The 13,109-nt window shown below is 67.5% G+C and carries 11 protein-coding genes; 6 read left to right on the forward strand and 5 right to left on the reverse strand.

Annotated elements, in window-relative coordinates; all coding sequences use genetic code 11:
* Nucleotides 1–117: 117 nt before the first annotated feature.
* From ABFD52_08365 to ABFD52_08380, 4 genes are read left to right on the forward strand one after another with little or no spacing between them, the layout of a single operon-like run.
* Complete coding sequence (locus ABFD52_08365) at nt 118–1,413, forward strand: TolC family protein (protein ID MEN6560771.1); 1,296 nt, start codon at nt 118–120, stop codon at nt 1,411–1,413.
* Nucleotides 1,410–2,564 carry an efflux RND transporter periplasmic adaptor subunit gene (locus ABFD52_08370; GenBank protein ID MEN6560772.1) on the forward strand — a complete coding sequence of 385 codons (1,155 nt, stop codon included), beginning with the start codon at nt 1,410–1,412 and terminating at the stop codon, nt 2,562–2,564. Before ABFD52_08365 ends, ABFD52_08370 begins: the two co-directional genes overlap by 4 nt.
* Nucleotide 2,565: 1 nt before the next feature.
* Nucleotides 2,566–3,303: an ABC transporter ATP-binding protein gene (locus tag ABFD52_08375; GenBank protein ID MEN6560773.1), complete on the forward strand. Its 738-nt coding sequence runs from the start codon at nt 2,566–2,568 to the stop codon at nt 3,301–3,303.
* A complete protein-coding gene (locus tag ABFD52_08380) occupies nt 3,300–4,529 on the forward strand; it encodes an ABC transporter permease (protein MEN6560774.1) in 1,230 nt (409 codons plus the stop codon). Before ABFD52_08375 ends, ABFD52_08380 begins: the two co-directional genes overlap by 4 nt.
* A gap of 46 nt (nt 4,530–4,575) precedes the next feature.
* On the opposite strand, the gene ABFD52_08385 is transcribed toward ABFD52_08380, so the two are convergent.
* Entirely contained in the window at nt 4,576–5,322 is a 747-nt protein-coding gene (locus ABFD52_08385; GenBank protein ID MEN6560775.1) for a SagB/ThcOx family dehydrogenase, read from the reverse strand.
* Between the two features lie 191 nt (nt 5,323–5,513).
* Between ABFD52_08385 and ABFD52_08390 the strand changes: the two genes are divergently transcribed.
* The gene (locus ABFD52_08390) at nt 5,514–7,949 is read left to right on the forward strand and encodes a CehA/McbA family metallohydrolase (GenBank protein MEN6560776.1); all 2,436 of its coding nucleotides are present in this window, start codon (nt 5,514–5,516) and stop codon (nt 7,947–7,949) included.
* 6 nt (nt 7,950–7,955) lie between these two features.
* On the opposite strand, the gene ABFD52_08395 is transcribed toward ABFD52_08390, so the two are convergent.
* The 4 genes from ABFD52_08395 to ABFD52_08410 form a co-directional block, all read right to left on the reverse strand.
* Nucleotides 7,956–8,489, reverse strand: coding sequence for a hypothetical protein (locus ABFD52_08395; protein MEN6560777.1), 534 nt, complete (start codon nt 8,487–8,489; stop codon nt 7,956–7,958).
* A gap of 45 nt (nt 8,490–8,534) precedes the next feature.
* The gene (locus tag ABFD52_08400) at nt 8,535–10,085 is read right to left on the reverse strand and encodes an ankyrin repeat domain-containing protein (protein ID MEN6560778.1); all 1,551 of its coding nucleotides are present in this window, start codon (nt 10,083–10,085) and stop codon (nt 8,535–8,537) included.
* A gap of 64 nt (nt 10,086–10,149) precedes the next feature.
* A complete protein-coding gene (locus ABFD52_08405; GenBank protein ID MEN6560779.1) occupies nt 10,150–11,373 on the reverse strand; it encodes a hypothetical protein in 1,224 nt (407 codons plus the stop codon).
* A gap of 210 nt (nt 11,374–11,583) precedes the next feature.
* Nucleotides 11,584–12,024 (reverse strand): hypothetical protein, encoded by a 441-nt coding sequence (locus tag ABFD52_08410; protein ID MEN6560780.1) that lies wholly within the window; start codon nt 12,022–12,024, stop codon nt 11,584–11,586.
* Nucleotides 12,025–12,175: 151 nt separating this feature from the next.
* Here ABFD52_08410 and ABFD52_08415 point away from each other — a divergent pair, with 151 nt between their 5' ends.
* A complete protein-coding gene (locus tag ABFD52_08415; GenBank protein ID MEN6560781.1) occupies nt 12,176–13,102 on the forward strand; it encodes a creatininase family protein in 927 nt (308 codons plus the stop codon).
* The last annotated feature ends 7 nt before the right edge of the window (nt 13,103–13,109 follow it).

A 13,109-nucleotide genomic window follows, 5' to 3' on the forward strand; every position in this document is an offset into this window, starting at 1 on the left:
CTGCCGGAGAGGCCTCGCATCGGGGGGAGAGCGGGAAGGCGGGGTTTGGCATGCTTCTTGAAATGAGTCTTGATGAAAGGGAGGTGCAAGATCCGATCCCCAAAGCGGAAATGGAGCTTGTCCGCGGGCGCGGCCGCCGGCTTGGCCGCGGCGCTCGTCCTCCTGTCGTTCCAGGCCGCAACTGCCCAGGACATCGTCCGTCACGGCGAGAAGCTAAGCCTGGACCGGTGCGTCCAGATCGCCCTGGAGCGCCTGCCCGCGATCCTGGCCGCCCGGGCCGCGGCCGAAGTGGATCGCAACGTCGTTCGCGAGGCCGAGTCGGCCTTTTATCCCCAGGTCGGCTGGTCCGCCTCGATCGGCCGGGCCTCGGTCGGGCCCAGGACCTCGCTCGGCATCCAGACGGACGCGGTGACCTATAATTCCTATTCGACGGGCCTCACGCTCAGCCAGAACATCTACGATTTCGGGAGGACCTCGGGCCAGGTGCGCATCGACAAGCTGAGCTACAGCGCCGCGCTCGCGGACGTCGAGACCGCTTCCCAGCAGGCCGTCTTCGACGTCAAGCAGAGCTTCTACGGGGTCCTCCAGGCCGAGCGGAACAGGGACGTCGCGGAGGAGGCGGTCAGGCAATACGAGCTCCGCCTCGAGCAGGCCCGGGGCCTCTTCGAGGTCGGGCTGCAGCCGAAATACGACGTCACCAAGGCCTCCGTGGATCTCGGGAACGCCAGGGTCAGCCTGATCAATGCCCGGAACGCCGTCCGGCTGGCCCTGGCGGCGCTGAACGGCGCCATGGGCCTCACCGGCCATATCGATTACGGCGTCGAGGGCGATCTCGCCTTCGCGGCCTACGGCCTGACCCTCGAGGAGGCGCTGGCCCAGGCCTACAAGAACAGGCCCGACCTGGCCGCCCTGGCCACCCGGCGCGAGGCAGCCGAGAAGGCCGTCGCCCGGGTCCGGGCGGGGTTCTTCCCGGCCCTGAGCGGCGCGGCGTCCTACGATTACTCCGGCAACGCCTTTCCGCTCTCGCGCGGCTGGAGCCTGTCCCTGAACCTGGGGCTCTCGCTCTTCAGCGGCTTCCAGACGAAGGCCCAGGTCGACGAGGCCCGGGCGAACATCGAGGTCCTCCGGGCCGGCGAGGAGGCCGGGCGCCAAGCCGTCTATCTGGCGGTCCAGAAGGCCTATCTCGATCTCAAGCAGGCCGAGGAGGTGGTCCCCGTGGCCGAGCTCAACGTGACCGCCGCACAGGAGAACTACGATATCGCCAGCGGAAGCTACAAGGAGGGCGTCGGAGACCCGATCCAGGTCGCCGACGCGAGCGCCGCGCTGATCAGCGCGAAAACCGCCTATATCCAGGCCCTTGCCGACTGCAAGGTTTACCGCGCCAGCCTCGAGCTGGCCATGGGGCTGAGATGAACAAACAAGCTTCAAGGATGACGATCGCCGGGGCCCTGGTTCTGGCGGCCGCCTGGTCCGCCGCCTGCAAGGGCAACGGGGAGAAGCTGGTGACGGAGAACGTCACGCGCGGCGACATCACCACCGCCGTCACGGCGGCGGGGACGGTCAACGCCGTCACCAGCGTCAATGTCGGGACCCAGGTCTCGGGCCGGGTCACGACGCTCTTCGCGGACTTCAACTCCCCGGTCACGAAGGGGCAGGTCATCGCCCTGATCGACCCGTCCCTTTTCCAGGCCCAGGTCGACCAGGCCCGGGCGAACCTGGCCAACGCCAGGGCCAACCTCGAAAAAGCGCAGGCCACGGAAACCGACGCCAGGCGCACCTGGGACCGCTATAAGAACCTCTTCGGGCGCGACCTGGCGGCCAGGAGCCAGATGGACGCGGCGGAAACGGCCTACCTGACGGCCCATGCCTCGACCCTGGCCGCCCAGACCCAGGTCGACCAGACCTCGGCCGCCCTCCGGCTGGCCGGGACGAACCTCTACTACACGAAGATCCTCTCCCCGGTCGACGGCGTCGTCATCTCCCGGAGCGTCGATGTCGGCCAGACCGTAGCGGCGAGCTTCCAGACCCCGACCCTCTTCGTCATCGCCGCGGACCTGACCAAGATGCAGATCGACACGACGGTGGACGAGGCCGACATCAGCACGGTCAAGGTCGGCCAGGACGTCGAGTTCGCCGTCGACGCCTATCCCGACGAAACGTTCAAGGGCTGGGTCTTCCAGGTCCGCAACGCCGCCGTCACGGTCCAGAACGTCGTCACCTACGACGTCGTCGTGACGGTCGACAACCGGGACCTGAAGCTCAAGCCAGGCATGACCGCCGACGTCTCGATCATCACGTCGCGGGCCAAGAACGTCCTGCGGGTTCCCAACACCGCGCTGAGGTTCAAGCCCGCGGCCAAGGGCCAGGCGGCGGCCGCCGCCGCCCGGGGTTCGGCGGTCTGGGTCGAGGAGAACGGCCAGCCCAAGCGCGTGCCGGTCAGGATCGGGTCGAGCGACGGGACGTTCACCGAGCTCGTCGCCGGCGATCTCAAGGAGGGCCAGCCCGTGATCACCGGATCGGCGGCCAAGACGAGCCAGGCGACTCCGGGTTTCAGGATGTTCTGAGATGGCGCTGATCGAGGTCCGGGACATCGTCAAGATCTACGATGTCGGCGATGTCCAGGTTCGGGCCCTGGACGGCGTGACCGTGTCGGTCGAGCGGTCCGAGTTCGTGGCCATCATGGGGCCGTCCGGGTCGGGGAAATCGACGTTCATGAACCTCCTGGGCTGCCTGGACAAGCCGACGAGCGGCGCCTATCTCCTGGACGGCCTGGACGTCAGCGCCCTCGGCCGCGACGAGCGGGCCGACATCCGGAACCGCAAGATCGGCTTCGTTTTCCAGGGGTTCAATCTCCTGCCGCGGGCCACGGCGATCGAGAACGTCGAGCTGCCCATGCTCTACGACGGCGTCCCGCCGCGCCAGCGCGGCCCCAAGGCCGCGGCCGCCCTGCGGGACGTCGGGCTGGCCGGGCGGGAATCCCACCACCCGAACCAGCTCTCGGGCGGCGAGCAGCAGCGCGTGGCCATCGCCCGGGCCCTGGTCAAGGGCGCCCCGATCGTCCTGGCGGACGAGCCCACCGGGAACCTCGACACCCGGACGAGCGTCGAGATCATGGATCTCCTGGCCCGTCTGAACGAGAACTCGCGGATCACGCTCATCGTCGTGACCCACGAGCCGGACATCGCCGCCTTCGCCGGCCGGATCATCCGCTTCCGGGACGGCCGGATCCGGAGCGACGAGACGGCGAAGGGCACGAGGGACGAACGCACCAAGGCCGCCTGGGCCGGGGAGGCGCCGCGATGATCGACTTCCTGTGGACGCTCAGGATCGCGGCCCGGTCCCTGCAGTCGAACAAGATGAGGTCGGCCCTGACCATGCTCGGCGTCATCATCGGCGTCGGGGCGGTCATCGCCATGCTGGCCGTCGGGACGGGGGCCAGCCGGAGGATCGCCGAGCAGATCCAAAGCGTCGGCAGCAACCTCCTGATCATCCTGCCGGGGTCGACGACCTCGGGCGGGGCCCGCATGGGCGCCGGGACGCAGCCGACCCTGACCCTGCGCGACGCGGAAGCGGTCAAGAAGGAATGCCCGGCCGTCGCTTACGCCGCGCCGATGCTGGGCGGGGCGGCCCAGGTCGTCTTCGGCCACGCCAACTGGTCGACGGGGGTGCAGGGCTCGACCCCGGACGTGCTGCAGGTCAGGAACTGGCCGCTCTCGAGCGGGCGCCCCTTCACCGACCAGGACATCCGGAGCGCCAGCAAGGTCTGCCTGCTCGGCCAGACGGTCGTCGACAACCTGTTCGGGACCCAGGACCCCGTCGGGGCCGTGGTCCGGATCAAGAACATACCGTTCAAGGTCGTCGGCGTCCTGGCCCCCAAGGGCCAATCGGCCGTGGGGCAGGACCAGGACGACACGGCCTTCATCCCCGTCACGACGGCCCAGAAGCGCGTCTTCGGGACGAGCTTCCCGGGCATGGTCCGGACGATCATGGTCGAAGCCCGGGACCTCGGGCAGATGCCCGCCGCCGAGCAGCAGATCCTCCTTCTCCTCCGGCAGCGCCATCACATCGGGACGCGGCAGGAGGACGACTTCTCCGTCCGGAACATGACCCAGTTCCTTCAGGCGGCCGAGCAATCGTCCCGGGTCATGACCCTCCTGCTCGGCGCCATCGCCTCGGTCTCGCTGCTCGTGGGCGGGATCGGCATCATGAACATCATGCTGGTCTCGGTGACGGAGCGGACGCGCGAGATCGGCATCCGCATGGCCGTCGGCGCCAAGACGCGGGCCATCCGCAAGCAGTTCATCGCCGAGGCGCTAACGCTGTCGATGATCGGCGGGATCGCCGGGATCCTCGCCGGCGTCGCCGTCTCGAAGATCATCACGGCCCTGGCCGGCTGGTCGACCGTGATCTCCGCCTCCTCGGTCATCCTGGCCTTCGGCTTCTCGGCGATCGTCGGGATCTTCTTCGGCTATTATCCGGCCTACAAGGCCTCGCTCCTCGATCCGATCCTGGCCCTGCACTACGAGTGAGCGGGCCTTCGGTCCCCGCCTTCCCCGGGGAACGCTGGTCCGGGGGTCACTTCTTGTAGCCGACCGGGTGGTTGAGCAGAGGATACTGCGTCTCGCCCAGCCTGAGGATCTCCTTGATCCTGGCCTTGTCGATCGAGGCCCGCGGCCGCGTGCCGAGGCCCGTCGCCGCGCAGAAAAGGGAGATGTTCTGCGAGACGAGGCCGGTGTCGATGGCCGCCCACTCGAGCTTCAGGGACGTCTCCCCCATCCGGAAGCGGGAGATGTCCGAGACGAGGATGAGTTGGACCGGCGCCGGCGTTTGGGGTCCGCCGGGGCCTCCCGGTCCGGGCTTGGCGCCGGGCGGCGGGGCCTGCTGCTTCTCGCCCGGCTTCGGGCCGGGCTTCGGGCCGGGGCCGCCGGGCCTCATCATCATGATCTCCTCCCGGTGGTCGCCGGCCAGGACCGGTTTCAAGGCCTGGGCGGCGGCGTCATATAGATAGGCCCCGTCCTTCATGAAGACATAGATGTCTACGTCCTGAGCGTTCATGGCCGAAGAGGCCGTCCTCTTCCCGTCCGGCCGGTTGACGCCGTTGGCCGCCCAGAGCAGGTCGGACAGGTCCTGCAAATTGAGGTCCTTGTCGGACCAATCCCGGACCGAGGCCCTGACGGACAGGGCTTCCATGACCGGCAGCCCGCGCGTCTTGTTGGGCTCGTTGAGCTTGATCGCCCGCGCCTCCTGGGCCTGTCCCCGGACCAGGACGGGGACAAGGAGCAGGACGGCCGCCAGGGAAGCCGTCAGAGACAGGTTTTTCATGAGGTTCCCTCCATATCCATTATCGCTTCGTTATAACAACGTCCGCCTTCGCGAACCCGTTTCGATTTAAACACCTTCCGCGACGGCGGTCAAGGCGCCGAGGATCCCGGACCGCGGCCGCCGCGGATTGACATTCCCTCGCGCCGACCATATGATTTCCGCTTTATTCCCTAAGAAAGGTGCCCTCGATTATGAAAAAGGCCATTGCGCTCACGCTCATCATTCTGGGCGCGGCCGTCGCGGCGCCCGCGGCGGCCCTGTCCATCAAGGCCATCAAGGACGCCGGCGAGGCGCCCGCGGCCATCTCCGGCGCGGCCCGGCCGGGGGACATCCTCGTTTCCGACGGCAAGTTCGTCGCGGCGATCGCCGTTTCCCCCCGCGTCGCCTTTTCCAAAATCAACTGCGGCTACCCGGCCGTGTCCGGCTTCCTTCTTGCCTTCCTTCCCGAAGGGGCTTCGAAGCGGGCCGAGGTCCAGATCGGCGCGCCGTCGGTGCGGATCGACGGCAAGGCCGTGTCCTTCGGTGCCGCGACGGCGCGGCCGGAAGGACAATCCGTGGTCGTCCGGTCGTCGTTCGAAAAGAACGGCGTCAAGCTCGAGGTCCGGACCCGTTACGCCTTCGCCTTCGGGGCGGGCCGGATAGACATCGTTTCCGAGATCAGGAACGCCGGCCCGTCGGAGATCACGGGGCTCAGCTTCGGGCTCGGCGCCAACGCCCAACAGAATCTCAGCTTCAGTCCCTACAGCGCCCAGGCCTTTCCCAGGCTCAACTTCATGGTCTGGCAGCGGCCCGATCACGCCCTGGGCTGGTACAATCCCAATCCCGTCGAAAAGGTAAAGCAGTTCCTGCCCGGCCGCCTGATGCCGGGCCAGGTCCATCGCGTCTCATACTCGCTGGTCGCCGGCCGGGACCCGGTCGAGGTCCTGAAAAAGCTCTACGCACTGGCCCAGGTCAGGCCGGAGACGGCGGCCTTCGAGTTCCCGGGCTTCGAAGGCCTGGCCGAGATCATCGTCAAGGAGCCCGTCTCGGGCGCCGTCTTCTACCGGGCCTTCATGGCCAGGCCCGCCCCGCTCGCGGCGCCCCTGCCGAAGGGGACCTACAGCGTCCGGGCCAACCTCTTCCCCGCCGTCGTCGAAAAGACGATCGCCGTCGGCGGGGACCCCAAGGCCAGGCCGACGTCCCTCGAGGCGCCGAAGCCCGCCCTGGTCGAGGTCGCGGTCGCGGACAAGCGGGGCCGGCCGGGCATCGGCAAGGTCTCGTTCATCGGCCTGGCACCGACGCCCTCGCCCTGCTTCGCGCCCGACGACCCCGTCGCCTCCGGGCGGAACTGGGAGGCGGCCAAGAACTCGATCTTCGTTCTGAGGAAGCCGGTCCCGGTCGTCCTGCCGGCCGGGACCTATCTGGTGACCGCGTCCCGCGGCCCCGAGTACGCGCGGGAGACCCGGGTCGTCGAAATCTTCAAGGGGGACAATCCGGCCCTGAATTTCGTCCTCGAGAAAGCCGTCGATACCGCGGGCCTGGTCTCGATCGACCCCCACATGCACACGCAGAACTCGGACGGCTCGGTCAGCGTCGCCGAGCGCCTGCGGGGCGTCGCCGGCGAGGGCCTCGACGTCGCCGTCGCGGCCGACCACAACTTCGTCTCCGATTACGGCCCCGACCTCGCCCGACTCGGCCTGGCCGGAGACCTGGCCGTGATCCTCGGGACCGAGGTGACCGCCAAGACGGGGAGCATCCATTACAACGTCTATCCGGTCACGCGCCGTCCCGGCCAGCCGGGCGGCGGGGTGATAGATATCAAGGACGAGACGCCGGCGACGCTCTTCGTCCTCAGCCGGGCCAAGGACCCGGCGGCTCTCGTCCAGGCCAACCACCCCCGCTTAGGCAGCCTCGGCTACTTCGTCACCTATGATCTCGATCCCGCGGCGGCGGCCGCAGCCAAGGCCCCCTTCAGCCTGGAATTCGACGTCATGGAGATCATGAACGGCGGCCGGATCGACGACGCCAACCGGGGATCGATCGAGGATTTCTTCCATCTTCTCGACCGCGGCTACCCGATCAGGGCCGTCGGCTCCTCCGACGCGCACGGCATCGACGGCGGCGAGACGGGCTATGCCCGGACCTACGTCCTCTATGACGGGCAGAAAGGCGCCTCGCTCGACCAGGCGGCGCTCGTGCGCGGCCTGAAGGAAGGACGGTCCTTCGTCAGCAACGGCCCGATCATCTCGGTCCGGGCCAACGGCCACGGCCGGCTCGGCGATAGGCTCAGGGCCAGGGGCGGACGGGTCGCGCTCGACATCGAGGTCCAGGCCGCGCCATGGATCGACGTGGCGGAGGTCCGCCTGGTCGTCAACGGGGCACGCCGCGATCCCCTGCCGCTCGAAGGCGGGGACGGCCGGGCCGTCCGGTTCCGGGACCGGGTGAAGGTCAAGCTCGACCGGGACGCCTGGATCGCCGTCGAGGTCCGGGGACGGGGCTCGCTCTTCCCGGTCGTCCAGCAGCGTTCGGGCGACGGGTCGGCCGCGGAGGCGGCCTATCCCTATGCCCTGACCAACCCCATCCTGTTCGACGTGGACGGCGATGGCCGCGTCGATCCGGTCCGGCCCGAGAAAGTGATCGTCAAATAGGGCGGGCTAGAGGGCCTTTTTCGGCTCGGCCGGATAGCAGAAGAACTCGAAGATCGGGCTGCGCTCGGCGCCGTAGATCACGAACGTCCGCTCGGGCACGGGCAGGCCGAGGTCCTCGGCGATCTTCCTGAGCTCCGCGGCCATGCCGTAGTCCGCCGTCACGGCCGGCGACAGGCCGGCGTAGGCCCCGATCAGGTAGGCCTCGTAGGTCACCGGCGTCCCGTCGAAGCCGGCCAGATCGCGGAACTCCTTGACGAACCAGCCGGCGAAGCTGCTCCCGTCCTTCGGGACGTCCCTGGTGACCTTGAAGGTCAGGTCCTTGGTGGCGTCGCCGAGATGGACGGCCAAGCCGGTGACCTTGTCCCCGTCGATGACGAAACGGACGGTCTGGGTCCTGTCGACGCTACAGGCCCCGTCCTCGTTGATGATGCGGAACCCTTCGTAGGCGGTCCCGGCGGCCCGGGCTGAAAGGACAGATCCGGCCAGAGCCAGGCCGGCGGCGAGTACGATAGCCCCCTTAAGTGCGGTCGATATCTTCATCGAGGGGAACTCCTTTTTTATGTCATCTCGGGATCTAAGGGCGCTTTATTTCGCCCCGTGTTTTTTCAGGAGGTCGATCATCTTCTTGTCGGCGTCGCGTTTGACGGCCTGATAGGCGGACTTCGCCCTTTGGAGCGGCGTTTCTCCGTTGCCGTCCTTGGCGTTGATGTCGGCGCCCCGGGAGACCAGAAGCTCCACCACGTCGATTCGGCCGGTCCGAACCGCCATATGGAGCGGGGCTTGGCCGAATTTGTCCACGGCGTTGACGTCGGCGCCATTGGCTATTAGGACCAGGGCCAGATCCGGACGGTACTGGACGGCATTGAAAAGGGGCGTCCAACCCATGTTGTTTCTCGCATTGATATCCGCGCCCTTGGCGACCATCAGGGCGGCGACCTTCTCGCTCGCGAGATGCAGGGCCGTCCAGCCCGTGTCGTTCTTGGCGTTGATATCGGCCCCCTTGTCGACCAGGAGCTCGATGATCTCCGCATCGCCCAGGGCGGCGGGGCCGAAGAGCGGCGTTTGACCGGACCCATCCCTGGCATTGATGTCCGCTCCGTGCGCGAGCAGCAGCTCGATGATCTGGGCCTGGGACGACTCGACCGCTTTGAACAGCGGCGGCTTGCCCGAACGGTCCGGAGCGTTGACATCTCCGCCGGACGCGATCAGGCTCTCGATCTCCCGCTTCTGCTCGAGGTCAACGGGCTTGGGCATCGACGCGTCGGCGTCGGCACGCGCGTCGATATCGCCGAGGGAGGGCTTCGGGTCCACGGCGATGAGCTCGTAGAGATATTCTCCGGCGCCTTCCCGATCATAATCGCCGAGCCACGGCTCCTTGTTCCCTTCGATGGGGGCCCCCCAGGTGAAGGACCAATAGACCGTCTCTTTGAGCCTGGGCGGCGCCAGGGAGACGACCTCGCCCGTCACGTCATAATCGTACCGGACGACGTAGCTCGTCGACATGTCCATATAGTGCGAATACGTGTAGGAATAGAGCCTGCCGTCGACCTTGACGGGCTCCCACTGCCTCGGTATCGGAGGATGCTGCTTCGGATGGTAGGCGTCCGGGTAACGCACCCATCCATTCTCGGCCTGCAGCTCGCCCGCGACCATCCGGAACGACTCGAGCGGGCCCATACCGAGATCCGATGGGCCGCTCAGGACCGTCTGTCCGACCTGTTTTCTGCGGAAACGGCCCGAAGCCATCATTTCGAGGATCTTACGGACTTCCGCTTCCTGGCCCTGTTGGCCGCTCATCTCATCGAGGAGTCCCCTGATCTTGTCGGCGTCGGCGGCGTTCGGGGCCAATTCGAGGTAACGCCGGAAGCTCTTCTCCGCCTCGGCATACTTTTTGGCCGCCCGCTCGACCATCCCGAGGCCGCGGAAGGCGCCCGGCCAGTCCGGCCCGAGCCGCGCGGCCTGCTCGAACTCCCGGAGAGCCGACGGATAATCGGCCGGCGACGCGGCCGCCTCGACGGCGGCCACGCCGGCCTCGAAGTGCCGCCGGGCCTCGGCCGGCACCTCCTGTCCGAACGAAACGGCGATCCCGAACACAAGAGCGAAGACGGCGCCGAGCGCCGGGGCGGTTCTTTTCATATTGCGCATCCTTCGCCGGTATGATCCTGGGGCCCGATCCCTGCCGGAAGACATCATCGCTGCCTCACTTGGCGTCCCGGCGCGGCAGCAGCTCGAGCGGCATGACCAGGAAATGATCCGTGTCGACGTAAAAGTCGCTCGGCCCATAATTGACATCGCCCACGAAATTCTTGAGGATCGATCTCGTTTCCGGGATGAACAGGCCGGCCTTCACCAGGGCCCAGCGCATGGTCTCGGAACAGACCTTTTCCCCATCGCCCCAGACCCCGTAGTCCGTGGTGTCGATCGGGTTGCCGGCCCTCGCGGCGAACTCCTTCTGGCTCTTGATCCCGTACTGCCGGGCTGCCGCCCAGAGCAGGTCGGCGTCGAAGCGCGAGAGCGGCCGGGCGACGTCCATGCCGACGTTGGCGTATTCGGCCGTGACCTGGGCCTCGGTCTTGATGCGCGTCCCCTGGCCGGGCATGTTGTCCAGGAAGAGCTTGACGCCCCTGACGTCGCGGACGAGCATGAACGTGTGGGAGGCCCGGGCGCGGGAGGACCCCGTTACGGCCTTGTCGGCGATGATGATCCACCCGGACGTGTAGAATCCGAGGGACCCCATATCGTCCGGCTGCCGGCAGAGCAGCACGTCGCCGACCCTGAGGTTGTCGAACCTCTTGCCGAGCGGCGGCACCTTGCCGGCCTTGACCTTGAGGGTCCGGGCGATCGCGGCCGCGTCGGCGCCCTGCGCGTCGATGCCCCCCTGGATGGCTTGCAGGATCCCGTTCTTGGTGGCCGGCGCTCCGGCGGCCAGCTCACCGGCGGCCGCCTCGACCTCGGCCCGGACGGCCGGCAGACGGTCGCCGACGCTCGCCAGGAGCGCCGCCCTCCCGCTCTCGAAGCCGGGCTCGAGGAAGCCGGAGGCCTTGAGCTCGCGGATGAGCTCCTGTTTCTCGTTCTCGAAGTCCGACGGGGCGGAGGCGCGGGAGGGACGGGACGAGGGGGAAGCCGGGCGGGGCTGCGACGGGGAGGCCTTCCCCTTGTCTTTGGCGGCGGAGACGACGGGCTTGCAGACGGGCGGCCTGTTCTGGTCAGGGCAGGTGCATATGTATTCGACGCCGCCCCGGACCATGATGACCGCGGTGCGATCGCTGTTCCATCTCGCGTTCAGGCTCCTGTCCCGGACCCAGGCCTCGAGCGTCTCCCGGCACATGGCCTGGGGCTGCTGGGCGGATGCCGGGATCGGGAAGGACGCCAGGGATATCAGGCCGAGCAGGGCGGCGATGACTGTGGGCGAACCTCGCTTCATGAGGCAGATCCTCCTCTCTGCTTCTGATCTGCCTGATATATTACACATTGCCACGACTATCGGCAAGGCTCGCGGATTTCCAGGCGCCAGGGATCGTCGGCGGACCGCAGGGGCGACGGTTCTCCGGCTCCCCGGGCGGGCGGCCGCGGAACGGCCGTCAATGATGAGCCGAAGCGTTAGGAAGGACGGCGCGGGGAAAGAACAGCCGGTTCAGTTGTCGCGGCGGATCTCGACGCGGTCGAGGCCGTTCTCGTTGAATTCCTTCTCGTACTTCTCGATGAGCGGCCGCTCCCGCTCCATGCCCCTCTCGGTATAGATCTCGTCGAGCGACTGGTCGCCGAACTTGCGGACATAATCGCGGTCGGCCATGCGGTAGATGAGCTGGTCCCAGAAGGAATTGTCGTTGTAGAAATCGACGGTCTCGGCCATCTTCTCCTCCAGCTCCCCCGAGGGGATGGCCTTCTTGGTTTCCTCGTCGTATTCGACGTAGTCCCCCAGGCCGTGCTTCTGCGCGGCCTCGAGGACGAGGCTCTCGACCTCGTCGTATTCCTCGATGATGTCGTCGGTCCGCCAGTCGTTGGCCATGCGGTTGCCCAGGTAGAGGAGCTTGACCAGGGAGGCCAGCTGCTCTTTCGTCAGTTGGATGTTCATATCGCCGATCTCCAGAGGAAAATATACCACGTCCGGTTCGTTTCGCCAAACCCGCGAGGCCGGGGATGCGGGCCTTCTCGGCTCCCGTTGACAGGGTCCCCGGGCCGGGCTATAGTTCGGGAGCGACCACTCCACCGAGGAGGTCCTTCCCATGAGAGAACACGCCCTCGCCCTGGCCGCGGCCCTGGCCGCCGCGATCGCGCTGCCGGCCCTGGCCGCGCCGCAGGCGGCGCCGCCGGCCGCGGCCGCGCTGTCCGTCCGCTATGAAGAGCTGACCGCGCCGGACTTCGTCCGGGCCGTGGCCAGGTCGGGAGGGACATGCCTCGTGCCGCTCGGCATCCTGGAGAAGCATGGTCCCCACCTGCCGGTCGGGACCGACCTCATCGACGTCCGCGAGGTCGCCCTGCGCGCCGCCGCAGCCGAGTTCACGGTCGTCTTCCCGCCCTACTTCGTCGGCCAGATCTTCGAGGCCCGCCACCAGCCCGGCGCGATCGCCTACGGCAGCCGGATGATGCTGGACGTCCTCCAGAAGACGTGCGACGAGCTGGCGCGGAACGGGTTCAAGAAGATCATCCTCGTCAACGGCCACGGCGGCAACGACGCCTTCCTCCACTTCTTCTGCCAATCGCAGCTCGAGACGCAGCGCGACTATGTCGTCTACCTGTTCGAACCGGCCTACGACGAGGCGACCCAGGCCCGGCTGGACAAGATGCGCAAAACGACGGTCGACGGCCACGCCGGCGAGGAGGAGACCTCGGTCATCCTGTTCCACCATCCGGGACTGGTCAAGCTCGACCGGGCCGGGGACGAGACCGGCGAGGACCAGAAGCGCCAGGCCGGGCTCAAGCACGCCTACACGGGCATTTGGTGGTACGCCGGACAGCCCAACCACTACCGCGGCGACGGCCGCGCCGGCAACGCCGAGTTCGGGAAGGCCCTCTTCGACGCCGAGGCGGGCGCCCTCGTCGAGATGGTCCGGTCGGTCAAGAAGGACGCGGTCACGGCCGAGCTCCAGAAGCGCTTCTTCGAGGACGCCGCCAGGCCGCTCGAGACCAGGCCCTTCGTCAAGGTCAAGTGACAACTGG

It is taken from the genome of Acidobacteriota bacterium, from assembly GCA_039683095.1.
GTDB lineage: Bacteria > Acidobacteriota > Aminicenantia > Aminicenantales > Saccharicenantaceae > RBG-16-66-30.